This is a genomic window from Paenibacillus glufosinatiresistens, from assembly GCF_031470375.1.
GTDB lineage: Bacteria > Bacillota > Bacilli > Paenibacillales > Paenibacillaceae > Paenibacillus_AQ > Paenibacillus_AQ glufosinatiresistens.
The window spans coordinates 19659-37517 of sequence record NZ_JAVFHT010000014.1 but is presented as its reverse complement, the minus strand read 5'-3'; the positions used below and the strand labels follow the sequence as shown (position 1 = coordinate 37517).

The window sequence follows — 17859 nt, the reverse complement described above, 5'->3', positions numbered from 1 at the left end:
TCTTACGCCGTATACGGGCATTTGATTAAATTATAGGAGATTCCCCCCGGATGGGCAATGCGGGCGGCAAATCCGGGCTCGAAAACCTTGAGAATGTTATTAACTTTTGCTGGAATGTGCCGATATATTAGGTATACTATATCTATGGTATTGGGACTTTTGGTGTAAGACTAAAGCCCGGTGAGGGGGACACACACTTCATGAAAGCAGAAGTTATCAATCCGTTTCTGGAATCTGCGCGCACCGTGATCGAACAGGTAATTCAGGTCTCGCCGTCCACTGGTAACCTGGGCATAAAGGATATTGAGGTAATCGATAACCATATATGGATTCAGGTTGGCATGACGGGACAGCTCAGCGGCAATATCGTCTTTGGACTGGAAGAGCATGTAGCGCTGCGGATGGTTTCGGCTATGATGGGCGGCTATACCATTACGGAGATGGACGAGATGAGCCAGAGCGCGATCTCGGAGCTTGGCAATATGATCAGCGGCAATGCCAGCACGATCCTGTCCAATCAGGGCGTGACGGTGGATATTACGCCGCCGAAGGTTATGAAGTCGGAGAATATCGTATCGTTCCTGCCGCGCAAGGCCCTGAGCATCCCGCTGCTGATGGACGGCATCGGCGAACTGGATATTCAGGTCATGATCTCTTAGAATAGAAGCAGAAGCGGCGAAGGCGGCCGCAATTCCAGCGATTGGAGTTGGGAAGAGAGCTTCTATGGAACTTAAAGGGAAGATTGTGGTAGTGACCGGCGCTTCCGGCGGAATCGGAGCGCTGTCGGCGCAGATGGCGGCCGAGCGCGGAGCCATCCCGGTACTGGTGGCCCGCTCGGAGGACAAGCTGAAGGCGATTGCCGGAAGCCTGCCGGGAGAATACGGAATGTACCGCTGCGATGTGGGCAGCTCCGCCGAGGTGGAGGAGACGTTTGCCCGCATCTTTGGCGTGTACGGACGGGTGGACGTGCTGCTGAACAATGCGGGATTTGGCCGGTTCGCCCTTACGCCCGAGACGGGCATCGACGAGTACGAGAAGATGATGAACGTTAATTACATGGGAACGGTCCGCTGTACCAAGGCGGTGCTTCCGAAGATGCTGGAGCAGGGAGCCGGAAGAATTATTAATGTCGCTTCCATGGCCGGCAAAATCGCCACCGCCAAATCGACGGCCTATTCGGCCTCCAAGCATGCGGTGCTGGGCTTCACCAACGCGCTGCGCCAGGAGCTGCGCGGCAGCGGAGTTACCGTATCGGCTGTGAACCCCGGGCCGATTGATACCGAGTTCTTCGACATCGCCGACCCGGACGGGACCTATGTCAAGAATCTCGGCGGCATGATTATGAAGCCGTCGTATGTGGCGAAGAAGATTGTCGGCGTCATGGAGAGCGGCCGGGAAGAAGTCGATCTCCCCCGCTGGGCGGCCTGGGCCATCCGGGCGTACGGTATGGTTCCCCGTCTGGCCGACCGGCTGACCTATAAGAGCATGAGCCGGAAGTGATTTCCGGTTCGGCGGCAGGTCCGGCTTCTCTATAGCCGAGAGAGTTGGCGCGCAGGGCCCTCCAGTTGGTGGAGCGGCCTTTTTTGGCATATAATGAAGAGATCATACAAGCGAAAAGGATGAATATCCCTATGGAAAAAGCTTCATTTGCGGCGATCGGCATTCAGGAAGACCTGGAAGCAAGATTGGCCGAATTCGGCATTACCGAGCCTTCGCCGGTTCAGCAGGAGACGATTCCGCCGCTGCTGGAGGGCCGGGATGTGCTGGCTGCGTCCCAGACCGGGACCGGCAAGACGCTGGCCTACCTGCTGCCGCTTCTTCAGGGCATTGACCCTTCCCGGCGTGCGGCGCAGAAGCTGATCCTGGCGCCTACGCAGGAGCTGGCGATGCAGATCGTGCGCGAGGCGGAGCGTTACGGCGCCCAGCGGGGCATCGGCGTAATGGGCCTGATCGGCGGCGCGGCGATCAAGCGGCAGATCGAGAAGCTGCGCGAGCATCCCCAGCTTGTCGTCGGTACGCCGGGACGCGTGCTGGAGCTGATCAGTCTGCGCAAGCTGAAGATGCACGAGATCCGCACCATCGTAATCGACGAGGCGGACCAGATGTTCCAGCTTGGCGGCGAGGGCGACGTGAAGAAGATTGTCGGCAGCGCGCTGCGTAGCCGCCAGCTCGTCATGCTGTCCGCCACAATCGGACCGGCGACGCGCGCACTGGCCGCCCGGGAGATGAAAGATCCGGTCGAGATCGGAATCGAGCCGGAACGGACGACGGCGCGGGGGCTGGAGCATCTCTATGTCGTTGCCGAAGAGCGGAACAAGATCGACACGCTGCGCCGCGCCATCCGGCACTACAACTCTCCGCGGACGATCGTGTTCGTGAACGATACGGCCCATATTGCGGATGTCGAAGCGAAGCTGAATCATCTGGGGCTAAGCGCGGCTGCGCTCTACGGCGAGACGGACAAGGTGACGCGCAGCCATGTGCTGAACCGGTTCCGCGAAGGCCGCTTCCGGGTGCTTGTCGCCAGCGACGTGGCCGCCCGGGGACTGGATATCGAGAATTTGAACCTCGTGGTCAGCTTCGACCCGGCGTTCGACTCGGAGCACTATGTGCACCGGGCGGGCCGGACCGGACGGATGGGCAAGAGCGGCATCTCGCTGTCCATTGTGACGGCGCCCGAGACGTTCATCATGCGCAAATTCGCCCGCGAGCTGGGGATCGAGCTCAGCGAACGGGTACTCTACGGCGGCCAGGTGCTGCCGCCGGACAGCGTGCGCGGCGGAGCAGGGCCGCGCCAGAAGCCGCGCGGCGAGGCGTCCGCGCGCGCAGGCGCTGTGCCCGCGCAGAAGCCGCGGGCATCCGCCGCTGTGCCCGCGCAGAAGCCGCGGGCATCCGTCTCCGGCCGGCCGGCGGCCGGAGAGAAGGCGGGCGCGGAGAAGAGCGCCCGCACGGCAGCGCCCCGCCCGGGCGAAGCGGGCGGGGAAGGACGCCGGGGCGGCGCAGCGCGCCCGGCGGCGGGTGCCAGCAGCGGCCCGGGAGGACGGGGCCGCAGCGAGCGGGAGCGCGACCGCAAGAGCAAGGGCGCGCCCCGCTGGCTTAAGGACAAGGGACCGCGGGGTGACGGCCAATGAGCGCAGCTGCCGCGAACGTACTGGAGATTCAGGGACTGACCGGCGGCTACAGCCTCAACAAGCCGGTTCTGCATGATATTTCGCTCAGCGTCGGCCGGGGCGAAATGGTCGGCCTCATCGGTCTGAACGGGGCGGGCAAGAGCACGACGATGAAGCATATTCTCGGCCTGATGACGCCGCATAAGGGCGGCATCGCCGTAGACGGCGTCACCCGGGACAAGGACCCGGAGCGCTACCATGCCGCGCTGTCCTTCGTACCGGAGGCCCCGCTGCTGTACGACGAGATGACCGTCCGCGAGCATGTGGAATTCACAGCCCGCTCCTACGGGGTGGACCGCGCCGATTACGAAGCCCGGAGCGCCCGGCTGGCTTCGCTGTTCCGAATGGAAGAGAAGCTGGATACGCTGTCCGGCCATCTGTCCAAAGGCATGAAGCAGAAAGTAATGATCATGTGCGCGTTCGTCGCCAGACCGTCGCTCTATGTCATCGACGAGCCGTTCCTCGGCCTGGACCCGCTCGGCATCCGCTCCCTGCTGGACTTCATGCAGGAGCTGCGGCGGGAGGGAGCTTCGATTCTGCTGAGCTCGCATATTCTTTCGACGATTGAGAACTACTGCGACCGCTTCATCGTGCTTCACCAGGGCAAGGTGGTCGCCCAGGGAACGCTGGCCGAAATGACGGCCGCCGCCGGACGGCCGGGTCTTCCGCTGGAGCAGTTGTTCTACGAGCTGGTCCAGGGAGGGAAGTAGCATGGATCTGCGCGAACTGCGCGGCCGAAGACGCAGGCAGGCGATGGGCGGGATTATGCCTTATGTCGGTTATATTATCCAGAGCGGCGTCGCCATGGTGTTCGCTTTTGGCCTGATTGCGTTTGCCGCCTGGTACACGGCGCTGCTGCAGGATGTGCCCGAAGGGCTGCCGATTCTTCCGATCATGCTGGCTATATTGGCTCCGGCGGCGGTGCACAGCAGCTTCCGAACCTATTTGCAGGAGCCGGATGCCATCTTTCTGCTGCCCCAGGGACACCGGATGAAGGCGTACTTTGCTCCGGCTTGGGTCAGCGGAACGGTCTGGAAAAGCCTTCGGCTGCTCCTGCTGCTTCTGCTGCTGTGGCCGCTCTATATAAGGAGCGCCGCCGAACCGAAGGCGCTGGCGGCCACCTTGCTGCTGCTGCTGGGCGTGAAAGTGCTCTCCTCTTTTGGCTGCTGGAGAGAACTGAACCTGATTTCGCCGGCGGCGGCGGCCGGGTACCGGCTGCTTCGCTGGGCAGTCGGCCTGCTGATCGCCGCCGCCTGGCTGTGGCAGCCTGCGCTGCGGGGCCTGCTCTTCTCCGGCCTGCTGGCAGCCGCGTATCTCGCAGCCCTGGCTGTGCCGGCCCGCCACAGGGTGGCGTGGGACCGGCTGATCGCCACCGAGAAAGCCCAGGCCGAACGCGCCCTGCTGCTGCTGGGCTGGTTCGTGGATGTGCCGGGACGCGGCCAGAAAGTATACCGCCGCCGCTGGCTGTCCCGCTGGGGAGCGGGATTGCCGTGGAAGAAGGAGACCGCGTACCGGTTCCTGCTGACCAAGACGCTGGCCCGGGGCGAGACGCTCGGCATGGTGACGCGCATCGGCGTACTCACGCTGCTGCTGGTCTACTGGACGCGGGGCGGCTGGGGCGCGCCCGTGCTCTATCTCTTCTTCCTGTTCGTCATCGGCGTCCAGCTCTCCGGCGTGGCCAAGCCGCATGAGGAGTCGTTCTGGCTGACGGTGTATCCGCTGCCGGAGGGAAGCCGGCGACGGAGCACCGTCTCGCTGGTCTTCGGCCAGCATCTCATCTGGGCTGTGCTGCTGTGGCTGCCGCTGCTGGCGAACGGCGCAGACGGACTGGGCGCTTCCTTGCTGACCTTGGCGGGAGGCGCCGCCGTCGCAGGGCTGACGCGTTATCGTCTGGACCGCAGGCTTCGGCAGCCGAATGAAGAAGATTTGTAAGGCGGGAAGACAGAGGGAGCAGCAGGGAGCGATAACCGCTCCCTGCTGCTCCCTGCTCATAAGCGCAACAAAAACTGGAATCCTTTATTTTAACGGCATAAATGACGCAAATTTCTTCGTTAAGCTTAATCAATCATGAATTTTACGAGTGCTGATCCATTTAACCATTTCGGGATCACGATGCGAGAAGAATAGACTTTGATTCGTATCCAGCGTAGTAATCTTACTCATATCCTCTTGGCTCAACTCAAAATCAAAGATGTTGAAGTTCTCAATAATTCTTTCCTTACGAACTGATTTGGGGATTACAACAACGTTTCTTTGAGTTAACCAACGCAAAACGACCTGAGGCACGGATTTATTATGCTTTTCAGCAATGGATACCAATATCTCATTTTGGAACAAGCCGTTTTTGCCCTCCGCAAAAGGCGCCCAAGATTCAATTTGAACATGATTCTCTCTCATGAATTTCGCATTATCAACTTGTTGGTTGAACGGATGGGTTTCAACCTGGTTTACAGCAGGAACCACTTCGTTATGAAGAATCAAGTCAATCAAGCGATCTTCGTGGAAGTTACTTACACCGATTGCCCGAACCTTTCCTTCTCGGTACAATTCCTCCATAGCGCGCCAGGAGCCGTGCACATCTCCGAACGGTTGATGAATCAAATAGAGATCCAAGTAATCAAGCTGCAGAAATTCCAGCGATTGTTTAAATGCCTTTTTTGTACGCTCATACCCGGTATCCTGCACCCACAGCTTCGTTGTAATGAAAAGTTCCTCCCTCGACACGCCACTGCGTTTGATTGCTTGGCCAACGGCTTGTTCATTGCTATAAGAAGCAGCGGTATCAATCAACCGATAACCGGCCTCAATCGCGTCCACGACGCTTTGCTGGCACTCATTCGGATCCGTAATCTGAAAAACGCCAAATCCGAGAATGGGCATTTCAATACCATTGTTCAAGGTCACTTTTTTCATAATAAATCCCTCCATTTATGAGCTTCTTCATATCCTCCATTATGCGGCATAAGACAAAGCGGCCGATATCTCAATCGGATCAAATCATTGCCTAATTCTCTCACGGCAACTTATGTAACTAACGTTTATCGTCTATAATCCATATTATTAACAGATCAAAGGAGAGGGTCCCAATGTCGCAGCTGCAGGCAGAGCTTGTTCAAATTATCGTGCGTTATGCAAAGCAGGACGGTGTACATGAAACCGCGGTTCCTTCCTTATATCTCATGCGCGATTCCAATGCTTCCGTACCTAACCCCGGCGTATACAAGCCATCCTTCTGTGTGGTTGTTCAAGGGTCGAAGGAAGTATGGCTAGGTGAAGCGCGATTTCGATACAGCCCTGCCGACTATCTGGTTGCTTCAGTTCATCTGCCTGTTACTGCCGTTGTCATTGAAGCGACCCCTGAAGTTCCCTATCTGGGCTTTAAACTTGAATTTACGGCAACTCAAGTCTTAGAGGTTTTGCATGATTTAGAAAAAAGAGTTCGACCTGGAGAAAATGCAAAGCGAGGGATGTTTGTCAGTCGAATGAACCTGCCTTTGCTGGATACGGTCATTAGGCTGGCTCGTTTGCTTGATGCTCCAAACGATATCGCGGTACTTGCCCCCTTGTATACGAAAGAGATTCTGTACCGTATACTTCAGGGCGAGCAAGGCAGTACACTTGGGCAAATTGCAACAGAAGGCAGTTCTGCCCATCAAATAAACGAAGTCATTGAATATATTACGAGCCACTATGTCCGTTCTCTTCGGATTGAAGAACTTGCAGGGATTGCCAATATGAGCGTGTCATCGTTACATCGACACTTCAAGGAAGTAACGGCTATGAGTCCAATTCAATATCAGAAACAGCTGAGACTTCAGGAAGCACGCCGATTGCTGTTAACCGAATCGGCAGATGCGACAGAGATTGCATTTCGAGTAGGATACGAAAGCCCGTCGCAATTTAGTCGGGAATATTCCCGAATGTTCGGCTCTCCACCAAGAGAAGATATAAAGCGCTTAAGGGCATAAACCCGATGCTCCCCAAATGAATGAAAGGGTTCACTATCACTATGACGCGGATCTGCCGCTTTTCAGCCTGAACGAACTCCGGTATGATAGAGAGGCAGCAAGCAGGCGGGCCGCCTGCACGAAATGGTGGTATCGTTTGCACAGAAGTAAACGGTTTCAATTCATTGGATAGGAGTGAACAAAGTGGACAGTAAATGGTGGCACACGGCAGTGATTTATCAAATTTATCCGCGGTCCTTTCAGGACAGCGACGGGGACGGCATCGGCGACCTGCGGGGAATCATCGGCCGCCTCGATTATTTGGAGCAGCTCGGCATCACAGCGATCTGGCTCAGCCCGGTGTATAAGTCGCCGAACGACGACAACGGGTACGACATCAGCGATTATCAGGACATCATGACCGAATTCGGCACGATGGCCGACATGGACGAGCTGATCGCGGAGGCGAAGCGGCGGAACATTCGCATCATCATGGACCTCGTGGTCAATCATACCTCCGACGAGCATGCCTGGTTCATCGAAGCCCGCAAAGGCAAGGACAATCCGTACCGCGACTACTATGTATGGCGCAATCCGGTGGACAATGAAGTGCCGAACGGGCTGAAGTCGATCTTCAGCGGACCGGCTTGGGAGTACGACGAGGAGAGCGGCCAGTATTATCTGCATCTGTTCAGCCGCAAGCAGCCCGACCTGAACTGGGAGAACGAGAAGGTTCGCCGGGAGGTGTGGGACATGATGAACTTCTGGCTGGACAAAGGGGTCGGCGGCTTCCGGATGGACGTCATCGATCTGATCGGCAAAATTCCCGACCAGGAAATTACCGGCAACGGTCCGAAGCTTCATGAATATCTTCAGGAGATGAACCGTGAGACCTTCGGCAAGCATGACGTGATGACCGTCGGAGAGACCTGGGGCGCGACCCCCGAGATTGCCAAGCTGTACTCCGATCCGAAGCGCGGCGAGCTGTCGATGGTCTTCCAGTTCGAACATGTCGGTCTGGATCAGCAGGAAGGCAAGGACAAGTGGGATTTGAAGCCTCTGGACATTCGCGAACTGAAGGCGGTGCTTGCCAAGTGGCAGACCGAGCTCGGCGGGGAAGGCTGGAACAGCCTGTTCTGGAATAATCATGATCTGCCGCGCATCGTCTCCCGTTGGGGCAATGATACGGAATACCGGACCGAGAGCGCCAAGATGTTCGCCATTCTCCTTCATCTGATGAAGGGAACCCCGTACATCTATCAGGGCGAAGAGATCGGCATGACGAATTATCCGGTCAGCAGCATTGATGAAGTGCAGGATATCGAGAGTGTCAACATGTACCGGGAACGGCTGGAAGCTGGGTACAAGCCGGAGGAGATTATCGCTTCCATTAATGCCAAGGGACGGGACAACGCCCGGACCCCGATGCAGTGGGACGATACGCCGAACGGCGGGTTCACGACGGGCAAGCCGTGGCTGCATGTCAACCCGAACTATACGGAGATCAATGTGGCCCGCAATCTGGAGGACCCGGACTCGGTCTTCCACTGCTACCGCAAGCTGATTGCGCTCCGGCAGGAGCATCCGATCATCGTATGGGGCGACTTCGAGCTGGTGAACGATGTGCCGGATCAGGTGTTTATGTACCTGCGCCGCTACAAGGGCGAGACCTGGATCGTCGCCGCGAACTTCGGCGGCAGTCCGGTAATCGTGGAGCGGTCCGGACTGGACCGGACCGGCGAGATTCTGATTGCGAACTATGAGCGGTCATCGGCGGATCTCTCCAAGCTGGAGCTGCGTCCGTACGAAGCGTTCGCGGCACGTCTGGTGTAGGTTCAGAGAGGCGGAAGCCGGATAGGGCGGCCTCGTTGGCGGCAACTGACAAAAGAGGGCATCCCGGCCTTGCGGCGGGGATGCCCTTTTTGTGGCGTAAAATGAGCGGGGGCTCAGGCAGAAGGCCGGCCTCCCTCTAAGCAAGGAAGAGAGCGCCGGGCTCTCTTCCGGCATGGCTCCTGCCCCTTAAGGGTTACACGAACAGGGAACGGCTGATGATGACCAGCAGGATGAAGAGTACGAGAATTGCGCCAGTGCTCGTGAAAGGACCGTATCCGTATCCGCCTCTTGTTTCTTCGCTCATGGTTCATTCCCCTTCCGGTAAGTTGTTGTACTGGAGTACACCGTATACTATGTGCCCCGGGGGGAAGAGGTATAGGCCAATGCCGGGAAGGCCAAAAATATTGGCCCGGATTGCCGGTCTTATTTGTAGAAGGAGGTGGTGAGCGGAACGAACAGGCTGCCGCCCGACTTCACGTCGGCATGAACGAAAAGATCATTCACTCCGCTGATGTCCACCTCGAAGGTCTTGATCCCTTCGGAGACGGCCACGGTTCCGATCTTCAGCTTGATGTCGGTATCGGCGTCCTGGACAAAGATTTCTTCGACATCCTTGCCGACGGCCGCCACTTGCAGATACAGCTTCGTATACTTGCCCTTCGGATAGAGCATGAAGCTGGCGCCGCGCGTGCCTGAAGAATTGTTGAAGAAGACGTCTTTATAGTCCTTGTCTCCGTATGTAGTAAGCTGCGGGTCCTTGGTCCGGAAGTCGCCGCTGAAGGTGCCGGCCACGGAGACGCCTTCGGCTTTTTCGCCCAGGTAGATGGTGTTGGTCTGCTGGTTGTAATCAATCGCTACGCCCAGCGCCTTGGACATCGAGCGTACCGGCAAATAGGTCGTATTGTTGTACACAATCGGCGCCAGGACGGCTCCGTTGTCATTCTGCGGCTGGAACGGCTGGCCGTTCACCTGGAATTTCATGGACGGGTTCAGGAAAGCCTTGATCGGCTTCAGATTGGCTCCGGCATAAGCTCCTGCGGCGGTGCACATAAAGACGAGTGCTGCGGTTCCGGCTGCGATCCATTTTTTCTGCATGACAACTCTCCTCGCTGGGTATCGAATTTGGAAAAGGCTGTATTCAAGCATAAATGATTGAATTTTGAAATAATATAGGCCGTTGGTCTTGAACCCAAAGACTGGAACCGCAGACGGGAAACCCAAGAATCGGCCGAACGGGTGCAGCGGGGTGTGCGAAAGCTGGGGGTTCTTAGCGAAACTACGCAAAAAAATGCTGTAAAGCCGCCGCGGCGGCTCTACAGCATCCTTGTGTCGATAAGCGGATATCCGGCAGTCCGAGATTACCGGTTCTGTTCCAGATCCTTGATGCCGGCATAGACCAGATCAAAGAGATCTTCCAGGCTCTCTTCCTCAATACAGGAGAAGGCGATGCGCAGATCGGTCTCGCCCAGGGCAATGGTGCCCAGTCCGTAGTTGTGAATCAGATGAACGCGCAGCTCTTCCGCCTGGACGGTGTGCAGCTTCAGACACATGAAATAACCGGAGTTGAACGGATAATACGTCCAGACTTCAGTGCCGTATTTGCCGCTGTCGAGCAGTTCCTTGACCTTGTTCGCGCGTCCCTTCATAATGCGGAACTTCGCATCCTTCTGCGCCTCAAAATCCGGTGCGCGCAGGGCATCCAGCACGAAGGTCTGCGACGGGTGCGGACCGCTTGAGATGGTGGCGCGGATAATGCCCATCGTCTTCTGCTCCAGCGCAGCCAGGACCTCCTTGCTCTCCGACGCGTAGGTAATGAAGCCGACCCGGAAGCCCCAGACATACTCTTCCTTCGTAGCTCCGTCCACCTTCACCGCCAATACGCGCGGATGCAGACCGGCCAGCTTGCCGAACAGCGACTCCTTGAGCGAATCTTCAAAGAACAGTCCGAAGTACGCATCGTCGCAGACGGCGACGATATTGACGCCTTCCTCGGCGGCGCGCAGGATGGAGGCGATGATCGCTTCGCCTTCGGCGGCCCCCGGCGTATAGCCGGTCGGATTGTTCGGGAAGTTAAGCAGCACGATGGCTTTGCCCTGGCCCTTGCGGGCGAGCAGCGCTTCCAGCAGGCCGTCGCTGTTGAACTTCATCTCTTCGGTGAAGAGCGGGTAGGTGACCATCTCGGCTCCCCGGCGGATGCCGAAGGTCAGGTCGTAATTCTCCCAGTTCTTGTCGGGATAGACCACGGCGTCCCCGGCTTCGGCGAACAGGTCGGCAACGATGCTCAGACCGTGCGTCAAGGCGTTCGTGGCAATGGGATTGCCGAACGATTTGCCTTCAAGCGACGGATTCTCCTTCACCATCTTCTCGCGCCAGGCGGCGCGAAGCTCAGGCTTGCCGGCGGGCGGCGCGTAGCCGTACAGATCCTTCGGCGAATAAGCCGACAGCTTCTCCTGAATGACGCCGAGGTGCATCGGCAGCCCCTTCTCGGTGGCGATGCCAATCGTCGCATTGTACTTCTTGGCATGGGCGGTAGCCTCCGCGGATTGGCTCAGAATTCCCTCTTTCGGAAAAAAAATCTCCCTGCCGAGCGCGGACAGCATGTCATAGACATGGCTGTTGCCGGCTTTGATGTTCTCGTTCAACTGGCCTGCTAATGCGTTCATCGAATTCATCCTTCCAGCTTGACATTGCCTAACATTATATCACCAGCCCCGGCGGGCGTCACTTCGATAAATGGCATTTTCCCGAAAATGTTAAACATCGGGTAATCCTCCCGCTCCCCGCCTCCCGGACACACCGTCTTGTTATCAAGAATAGAGAAGATTATAATGAACGTGCTAACAGGCTAACGAATGTTGGCATCGCTTTCATATAAGTCATCCAGGGAGGCTGAACAGATGGTGGACGTTAGAGGAAGATGGGCGCTGATTACGGGGGCAAGCCGGGGAATCGGCTATCAGGCGGCGTTGTTCATGGCCCGGCAGGGCTGCAACCTGATTCTGCACAGCCGGGACCTTGAACATTCGGCCCGGGTGGAGCGCGAAGCAAGAGAACTGGGCGTTGAAGCTTACGCCGTCCAGGCTGAGCTGGGTAAGCCGCAAGAGGTTGAAGCGATGCTGGACGAGATCGAGCGCAGAGGCACGCCGGTGGATATTATTCTGAACAATGCCGCCGTCCAGGTCGCCTACCGCACCGATTACTGGGCGACGCCCATCGGGGACTTCGAGCAGAGCTTCCGGATTAACTTCATCTCCATCGCGATGATCTGCGGCCGTCTGGTGCCAAAGATGATCGAGCGCGGCTTCGGGCGCGTCGTCAATACAACCAGCGGCATCCGCAACGAGCCGGAGCAGTCGGCCTATGCGGCGAGCAAAGCGGCGCTGGATAAATACACGAAGGATCTGGCCTCCCGTCTTGACGGCACCGACGTCATTCTCAGCCTGACCGATCCGGGCTGGTGCCGCACCGACCTCGGCGGGCCGAACGCGCCGGATGCTCCCGAGAGCGCCATTCCGGGAGTTGCCGTCGGAGCCTTCGTGAACGACCGCAAGAGCGGACGTTTCTTCCATGCCCAGCAGTTCACGGGGCTGTCGCTTGAGGAAGCGGTCGTGAAGGCGGAATCGCTGGAAGCGGTACCGTATACGATCTGACGGCACAGGCCTTCGGCCAAGAATCCCCAAGAAGACAATCAAGCCTGAACCCGGGCGCAGTCCCGCGGTTCAGGCTTGTTCGGCATTCTTCGGCATGTCAGGTCAGGAAGAGTGATACGGGCAGTATTTCTTCATCAGCGCAATCGTCTCTTCGTCCCGCGCGCCTTCGCGCTTCACCAGGCCGCCGATGACCGCTTCCCGTTCGTCTTCCTGCAGATTCTGGCCGAACTTGAATTTGGCCGTCAGCTCTTCCACATCGATGCGCACAACGGATACCGCCTTGAGCTGAGGGCGGTAACGCGGGTCTTCGGTCGTGATCGGATCATAGCCCCCCTGCGGCTGAAGCTTGGCCATGAACAGGGAGAGCGCCCGCGCCTTCTCGGCAAGGTCGGTTACGGTCTCCGCCCGGCCGCGGGCGGTCACGCTTTTGAAGTAGGCGGTGGCCGGGCAGGCCAAGGACGGATCGGTGAAATAGGACGGAATCAGCGCAACCTCGTCGGCCACCGAGAAAGTGACGGCGTCCCGGCTGCGGATGTCCTTCATTTTGCTCCCGGCATGGCTGCCGTGGAAATAGAAGGCCCCGTCCGCATAGACGAAATTCAGCGGGGTCACCCGGGGGCGGCCTTCGCCGTCGACGGTGCCGAGAAAGCCGAACGTCATGCCGGCGAGGAAGGACTCCAGTTCTTCCGGCTGGTCGATTTGAAACTCTTGTCTTCGCATTATCGCTTCACTCCTTGCCGCGTCATGAGGCGGTTCATTGATTTTCAATCAGTCTACTTGCTGAATTGACAGGAAGAAAGGGCCGATTTATTGTATTTTTATTGGTCCAATTCTCTCACAAAGGAGGCGGGGCGCCGTGGACTGGATGCCGACCCTGGCGTATGACCGGTATCTGGAGGAGCACCGGTACAAATATTTGGCGCTGTATCACGCCATGCGCGCCGCCATTCTGGACGGCGGCCTGCCCGCCGGTGCCCGCCTGCCGCCGACCCGCCGGCTTGCGGTGATGTTCGGCCTCTCGCGCGGCTCCGCCGCCCAGGTGTACGACATGCTGGCGGCGGACGGGTACGTCCGGGGAGAGACCGGACGCGGGACGTTCGTCGCCGGAGACGCGGACCGGAGGAGCGGCGCGCTGCCCGCCGGGAGCGGCGAAGAAGCCGGGGTCTCCCCGGGCGGCGGCCTGCGGCTCTCGCCCTGGGGACAACGCCTTGCGGCGTCGCTGGCGGGGATGCCCGGGGTAGCTGCCGAAGCCGCGGCAGACCCGGCCGCGGACCTCATCAGCTTCCGCGCAGGCGGAGCGGACCTGTCGCAGTTTCCGGTCGCCGGGTGGCGGCGGGCCTTGTCGGACGCGCTCGGAGCCGGCGGAGCGGAGCTGGCGCAGACCGCACCGCCCCAAGGGGACGAGGGTCTGCGGCGGGCCGTCGCCGCCCATCTGCGCCTTGCGCGCGGCATTTCCGCCGAGCCGAGCGAGATCATGCTCTACCGCGGGTCGATGCAGGGCATCGTAGAATTGACGGCGCTGCTGCTTGCGCCCGGGGAGAAGGCGGTGACCGAGGACCCCGGCTTCCCGGGCATCCGCCGGGCGGTGGAAGCCGCGGGCGGCATTGCGGTCCCCGGGCGGGTAGACCGGGACGGACTCGTGCCGGGAGACTGGGACGCCCGGCTGGTGTTCGTCACGCCGGCCCGGCAGTATCCGACCGGCGCCGTCTTGCCGCTCTCGCGCCGCCGCCGGCTGCTGGAATGGGCCGCAGCGGTGGACGGCTATATTATCGAGGACGATTACGACAGCGAATTCCGCTGGTCGGGCCGGCCAATCGAGCCGCTGAAGGCGCTGGACCGCCATGGCCGGGTCCTCTACATCGGCTCCTTCTCCACGAGCATGTTCCCCGGCTTGCGCATCGGGTACGCCGTACTGCCGCCGGCGCTGGTCCGGCCGGCCGCCATGGCCCGGGCGCTGCCTGAGCCGGTGCCGGGCGGACTGCTGGAGCAGCGGGCCTTGGGCCGGTTCATGGCGCAGGGCGGCTACCTCCGGCACCTGCGCCGGATGACGCGCCTCTACGGGGCGCGGGGCCTTCTTCTCCGCTCGCTGCTGAAGGAGCGGCTTGGCGGGGTCTGGGAAGCCGCCCCGGGCGACGCGGGGCTGCATGTGTACGCGCGGTGGCTCGGAAGCGCCGAGGCCTACAGGCGCTACGGAGAAGCCGCGCGGCGGCGGGGCGTCGATTACGCCGATGCCGCCCGCTACCGGATAACGCCGGGGGAGCCCGCGGCGTGCTTCGCTTTTGCCCATCTGGATGAAGAGAAGCTGATCGAAGGGACGGAGCGCCTGGCGCTGGCCTGGTCGGATGTGCAAAACGGCCGCTGAACCGTTATCATACAGAGTAAGAGAGGAGGACTGGATATGCTGCATGCCGCGCCCAGCGACTTCGTCATTCTGCCCGCCCTGGCCAAAATCGTCTGCGAACCGGGATGGAAATGGCAGGTGCGGGAAAAGCCGCTGCCCAACTATGATCTGTTCTATATCTGGAGCGGCGAGGGAACGGTAGTCCGAAACGGAGAATCCTACCGGGTCGGGAAAGGGAGCTGCTTCTTGTTCCGTCCCGGCGATCAGACAAGCGCCACGCATAACCCTCAGAAGCCGCTTGTACTGACTTACATACATTTTGACGTATCGTCTCCCGTCACGGAGATTCCGCAGCCCTACCGCGTGCTGGAGGATACGCTGGAGTTCGAGCATATGCTGGCCCGCTATGTCCGGCTGTTCCTGGTGAAGACGTTCGCCGCCGAGGAGGAAGGGCAGCTTGTGCTCAAGCAGCTCATGATTCATCTGCTGCGGGAAGACCGGGTTCAGCCCGTGGAGCGCAATGCCAGCAATCAGCTTACGGAAGCGATTCATGAGATTGCGAACTACATCAGCCAGCATCCCGGCGCGTCCCACCGGGTCGAGGAGCTGGCGGCGCGGGCGGGTCTGTCGCCGCGTTATTTCTCCATCAAGTTCAAGGAGCTGATCGGCTCGTCCGTCCAATCCTATGTGATCCGGACGCGGATCGAGCGGGCCCAGCATCTGCTGCTCTACGCCGGGATGAATGTGACGGAAGTGGCGGATGCGCTCGGGTATCGGGACATTTTCTTCTTCAGCCGCCAATTCAAACAGTACACGGGCAAGAGTCCTTCCGAGATCAGATAGAGCGGTTTCACAGCCGAAACGCCGGGGTAAATACGCTTAGCATACAAGCTTTTACCGAACCGTTGACCACATCCGGAGGGAGCGAGCATCATGATAGCAAGACGCCGAATCTGCAACAACTGCGGCAGCCATGCCGGCGGAGGCAATCTGTTCCGCAGCCGGCTGCGCCGGCAGAGAGCCGAAGCTGTGACAGGCGAGAGCTGGTTCTAAATCCAACGGAATCCCAACTTCATCAGGAAGCGGCGGCCTGCCGGCCGCAAGAACCGCCGGGGTGCGCCTTTGGCGGTTTTTTTGCGTTCTGCCCGAGGGACGATGTGATTCAAATGGCGGGAATGGTCAATATAGTAAGGAGGAGAAACGGAAAGGAGAGAGACGACATGTATCAAATCGTATTGCTCCGCCATGGCGAGAGCGAATACAACCGGCAGAATCTGTTCACCGGCTGGAGCGACCCCGACCTGACAGAGAAAGGGGTAGAGGAGGCGCGGGCCGCCGGACGCACGCTCAAGGAGGCGGGATACACGTTCGATCTGGCATTTGCATCGGTGCTGAAGCGGTCGATCAAGACGCTGAATTACGTGCTGGAGGAGCTGGATCTGCTGTGGATTCCGGTGCAGAAGTCGTGGAAGCTCAATGAACGGCATTACGGCGCGCTCCAGGGCCTCAGCAAAATCGAAACCGCCGCCAAATACGGCGACGAGCAGCTTCAGATCTGGCGCCGCAGCCTGTCGGTGCGGCCGCCGCTTCTGACGGCGGACGACTCCCGCTACGCCCGGAACGACCGCCGCTATGCCGAGGTGCGTCCCGGCGACATTCCGCTGGGCGAGAGCCTGGAGGATACGGTCCACCGGGTCGGCGAGTTCTGGAACCAGCGAATCGTCCCGCTGGTCATGAAGAAGGAGAGAGTGCTGATCTCGGCTCACGGCAATACGCTGAGAGCGCTCATCAAGTATATGGAGGATATTGACGAGACGGCGCTGCTCCATCTCAATATTCCGACCGGCATTCCGCTCGTCTATGAGCTGGACGATGAAGTGAAGCCGATCCGCCGGTTCTATCTCGGCGAACCGGAGAAGGTGGAGGAGAAGGCGCGGGAAGTCGCGAACCAGGGAAAGGTAACGGAATAATCTTCAAAAGGCACTCCCGCTCGAAGGAGCAAAGGAGTGCCTTGTCTGTTATTTATTCGTTTTGGCAGGCCGAAAGGCCGTATTCCGGGCAGCTGGCGGTACGCCCGCTAGACCGGACGAATCATCGCGCCGAGCAGCTCGCCCATCTTCACCTTGACGCCGTCGGTCAGACCGGGCCTTGGGGTGAAGGTTCCGTTCTCCAACAGAAGCACGACCGTGGAGCCGAATTCAAAATAGGCGAGATCGTCGCCGATCTCCCAGGCTTCGGCTTCTTCATCGGTGTAGCGGATGCTGCTGACATTCATGGCGCCTACCTTCACTACGGCCGCTTCGCCGCCCGCTCCGGCAATATACGTAATCAGCCGCTCGTTGCGGCTGAGAACACCTCTCATATGTCTCATGCCGAATTCATTGACGGGATATGCCCGTCCGCGGATATGATCGCTCTCGACCTTGCGGCCGCTGATCGGCGCATGAATCCGGTGATAATCCGTCGGACTGAGGTACAGGATGAAGAAGAAGCCTCTCTTGTACAGCTCCAGATGCGGAGAGTGATTAAGCAGCTCCTCCAGCCGGTAATCCTGGCCTTTGACATTCAGCAGGGTGCCGGATTGAATCTCGCCCATGGCTGTGATCTGCGCGTCCACGGGACTGGCTACGCGGTCAGCGCCTTCCGTCACCGGACGCATGCCCGGCTTAAGCCGCCGGCTGAAGAATTCATTCAGCGAGCGGTACTGGCCGGGATCTTTCTCCGCCTCGTCGACCGGAATTTGATAAAGCCGGATGAAGGCGGGAATGAAGTAGCGGCTGATTCTGCTGTGGGAACAAGCTCCCATGAACCGGGACAGCCATCGGTGCGAGGAGAGCTCGGTCATCAGCCGCAGCAATTGTTTTACCATGCCCATCTCCCTTCCATGATGCAGAGTGGAAAGCCCCGGAGCCCGGAAC

17 protein-coding genes are annotated in these 17859 nt (G+C 59.1%); 11 read left to right on the top strand and 6 right to left on the bottom strand.

All coding sequences use genetic code 11. The features are described from left to right. The first annotated feature begins 200 nt into the window (after positions 1 to 200). The 5 genes from RBI05_RS14320 (at position 201) to RBI05_RS14300 (ending at position 5102) form a co-directional block, all read left to right on the top strand. Positions 201 to 659, top strand: a complete 459-nt coding sequence (locus RBI05_RS14320; RefSeq protein WP_150456210.1) for a chemotaxis protein CheX — start codon at positions 201 to 203, stop codon at positions 657 to 659. Positions 660 to 723: 64 nt separating this feature from the next. After that, entirely contained in the window at positions 724 to 1500 is a 777-nt protein-coding gene (locus RBI05_RS14315) for an SDR family NAD(P)-dependent oxidoreductase (RefSeq protein WP_310551610.1), read from the top strand. A 131-nt stretch (positions 1501 to 1631) separates the two neighbouring features. Next, complete coding sequence (locus RBI05_RS14310) at positions 1632 to 3131, top strand: DEAD/DEAH box helicase (protein WP_310551609.1); 1500 nt, start codon at positions 1632 to 1634, stop codon at positions 3129 to 3131. Further along, on the top strand, positions 3128 to 3880 hold the full coding sequence (locus RBI05_RS14305) for an ABC transporter ATP-binding protein (RefSeq protein ID WP_310551608.1): 753 nt from the start codon (positions 3128 to 3130) through the stop codon (positions 3878 to 3880). The genes RBI05_RS14310 and RBI05_RS14305 overlap by 4 nt, the downstream gene beginning before the upstream one ends. 1 nt (position 3881) lies before the next feature. After that, positions 3882 to 5102, top strand: a complete 1221-nt coding sequence (locus tag RBI05_RS14300) for an ABC transporter permease (RefSeq protein WP_310551607.1) — start codon at positions 3882 to 3884, stop codon at positions 5100 to 5102. A gap of 129 nt (positions 5103 to 5231) precedes the next feature. Here the strand turns inward: RBI05_RS14300 and RBI05_RS14295 are convergent, their stop codons facing one another. Next, positions 5232 to 6083 carry an aldo/keto reductase gene (locus RBI05_RS14295; protein WP_150456205.1) on the bottom strand — a complete coding sequence of 284 codons (852 nt, stop codon included), beginning with the start codon at positions 6081 to 6083 and terminating at the stop codon, positions 5232 to 5234. Positions 6084 to 6256: 173 nt separating this feature from the next. Between RBI05_RS14295 and RBI05_RS14290 the strand changes: the two genes are divergently transcribed. Both RBI05_RS14290 and RBI05_RS14285 read left to right on the top strand, forming a co-directional pair. After that, on the top strand, positions 6257 to 7138 hold the full coding sequence (locus RBI05_RS14290) for an AraC family transcriptional regulator (protein WP_150456204.1): 882 nt from the start codon (positions 6257 to 6259) through the stop codon (positions 7136 to 7138). 183 nt (positions 7139 to 7321) lie between these two features. Beyond that, the gene (locus RBI05_RS14285) at positions 7322 to 8950 is read left to right on the top strand and encodes a glycoside hydrolase family 13 protein (RefSeq protein WP_310551606.1); all 1629 of its coding nucleotides are present in this window, start codon (positions 7322 to 7324) and stop codon (positions 8948 to 8950) included. 193 nt (positions 8951 to 9143) lie between these two features. On the opposite strand, the gene RBI05_RS14280 is transcribed toward RBI05_RS14285, so the two are convergent. From RBI05_RS14280 to RBI05_RS14270, 3 genes are all read right to left on the bottom strand, one after another. Beyond that, entirely contained in the window at positions 9144 to 9254 is a 111-nt protein-coding gene (locus RBI05_RS14280; protein WP_223879722.1) for a YjcZ family sporulation protein, read from the bottom strand. Positions 9255 to 9373: 119 nt separating this feature from the next. Further along, on the bottom strand, positions 9374 to 10045 hold the full coding sequence (locus tag RBI05_RS14275; protein ID WP_150456202.1) for a stalk domain-containing protein: 672 nt from the start codon (positions 10043 to 10045) through the stop codon (positions 9374 to 9376). Positions 10046 to 10308: 263 nt separating this feature from the next. Next, positions 10309 to 11613: an aminotransferase class I/II-fold pyridoxal phosphate-dependent enzyme gene (locus RBI05_RS14270; protein ID WP_150456201.1), complete on the bottom strand. Its 1305-nt coding sequence runs from the start codon at positions 11611 to 11613 to the stop codon at positions 10309 to 10311. Between the two features lie 234 nt (positions 11614 to 11847). Between RBI05_RS14270 and RBI05_RS14265 the strand changes: the two genes are divergently transcribed. Next, positions 11848 to 12600, top strand: a complete 753-nt coding sequence (locus RBI05_RS14265) for an SDR family NAD(P)-dependent oxidoreductase (RefSeq protein WP_310551605.1) — start codon at positions 11848 to 11850, stop codon at positions 12598 to 12600. Between the two features lie 102 nt (positions 12601 to 12702). Here RBI05_RS14265 and RBI05_RS14260 read toward each other — a convergent pair whose 3' ends face one another. Continuing rightward, positions 12703 to 13320, bottom strand: a complete 618-nt coding sequence (locus tag RBI05_RS14260; protein ID WP_310551604.1) for a pyridoxamine 5'-phosphate oxidase family protein — start codon at positions 13318 to 13320, stop codon at positions 12703 to 12705. 145 nt (positions 13321 to 13465) lie between these two features. Here RBI05_RS14260 and pdxR point away from each other — a divergent pair, with 145 nt between their 5' ends. From pdxR to gpmA, 3 genes are all read left to right on the top strand, one after another. Then, positions 13466 to 14962, top strand: a complete 1497-nt coding sequence (gene pdxR / locus RBI05_RS14255; protein WP_310551652.1) for a MocR-like pyridoxine biosynthesis transcription factor PdxR — start codon at positions 13466 to 13468, stop codon at positions 14960 to 14962. A 36-nt stretch (positions 14963 to 14998) separates the two neighbouring features. Next, the gene (locus tag RBI05_RS14250) at positions 14999 to 15784 is read left to right on the top strand and encodes a helix-turn-helix domain-containing protein (protein ID WP_150456198.1); all 786 of its coding nucleotides are present in this window, start codon (positions 14999 to 15001) and stop codon (positions 15782 to 15784) included. Between the two features lie 377 nt (positions 15785 to 16161). Then, the gene (gene gpmA, locus RBI05_RS14245; protein WP_150456197.1) at positions 16162 to 16911 is read left to right on the top strand and encodes a 2,3-diphosphoglycerate-dependent phosphoglycerate mutase; all 750 of its coding nucleotides are present in this window, start codon (positions 16162 to 16164) and stop codon (positions 16909 to 16911) included. Positions 16912 to 17018: 107 nt separating this feature from the next. On the opposite strand, the gene asd is transcribed toward gpmA, so the two are convergent. Next, on the bottom strand, positions 17019 to 17810 hold the full coding sequence (gene asd / locus RBI05_RS14240; protein WP_310551603.1) for an archaetidylserine decarboxylase: 792 nt from the start codon (positions 17808 to 17810) through the stop codon (positions 17019 to 17021). Positions 17811 to 17859 lie beyond the last annotated feature (49 nt).

Coding starts and splice junctions, on each gene's coding strand:
- gpmA (WP_150456197.1), top strand. CDS start 16,162: ATGTATCAAATCGTATTGCTCCGCCATGGCGAGAGCGAATACAACCGG.
- pdxR (WP_310551652.1), top strand. CDS start 13,466: ATGCCGACCCTGGCGTATGACCGGTATCTGGAGGAGCACCGGTACAAA.
- RBI05_RS14300 (WP_310551607.1), top strand. CDS start 3,882: ATGGATCTGCGCGAACTGCGCGGCCGAAGACGCAGGCAGGCGATGGGC.
- RBI05_RS14305 (WP_310551608.1), top strand. CDS start 3,128: ATGAGCGCAGCTGCCGCGAACGTACTGGAGATTCAGGGACTGACCGGC.
- RBI05_RS14295 (WP_150456205.1), bottom strand. CDS start 6,083: ATGAAAAAAGTGACCTTGAACAATGGTATTGAAATGCCCATTCTCGGA.
- RBI05_RS14320 (WP_150456210.1), top strand. CDS start 201: ATGAAAGCAGAAGTTATCAATCCGTTTCTGGAATCTGCGCGCACCGTG.
- RBI05_RS14310 (WP_310551609.1), top strand. CDS start 1,632: ATGGAAAAAGCTTCATTTGCGGCGATCGGCATTCAGGAAGACCTGGAA.
- RBI05_RS14265 (WP_310551605.1), top strand. CDS start 11,848: ATGGTGGACGTTAGAGGAAGATGGGCGCTGATTACGGGGGCAAGCCGG.
- RBI05_RS14270 (WP_150456201.1), bottom strand. CDS start 11,613: ATGAACGCATTAGCAGGCCAGTTGAACGAGAACATCAAAGCCGGCAAC.
- RBI05_RS14290 (WP_150456204.1), top strand. CDS start 6,257: ATGTCGCAGCTGCAGGCAGAGCTTGTTCAAATTATCGTGCGTTATGCA.
- asd (WP_310551603.1), bottom strand. CDS start 17,810: ATGGTAAAACAATTGCTGCGGCTGATGACCGAGCTCTCCTCGCACCGA.
- RBI05_RS14250 (WP_150456198.1), top strand. CDS start 14,999: ATGCTGCATGCCGCGCCCAGCGACTTCGTCATTCTGCCCGCCCTGGCC.
- RBI05_RS14275 (WP_150456202.1), bottom strand. CDS start 10,045: ATGCAGAAAAAATGGATCGCAGCCGGAACCGCAGCACTCGTCTTTATG.
- RBI05_RS14280 (WP_223879722.1), bottom strand. CDS start 9,254: ATGAGCGAAGAAACAAGAGGCGGATACGGATACGGTCCTTTCACGAGC.
- RBI05_RS14260 (WP_310551604.1), bottom strand. CDS start 13,320: ATGCGAAGACAAGAGTTTCAAATCGACCAGCCGGAAGAACTGGAGTCC.
- RBI05_RS14315 (WP_310551610.1), top strand. CDS start 724: ATGGAACTTAAAGGGAAGATTGTGGTAGTGACCGGCGCTTCCGGCGGA.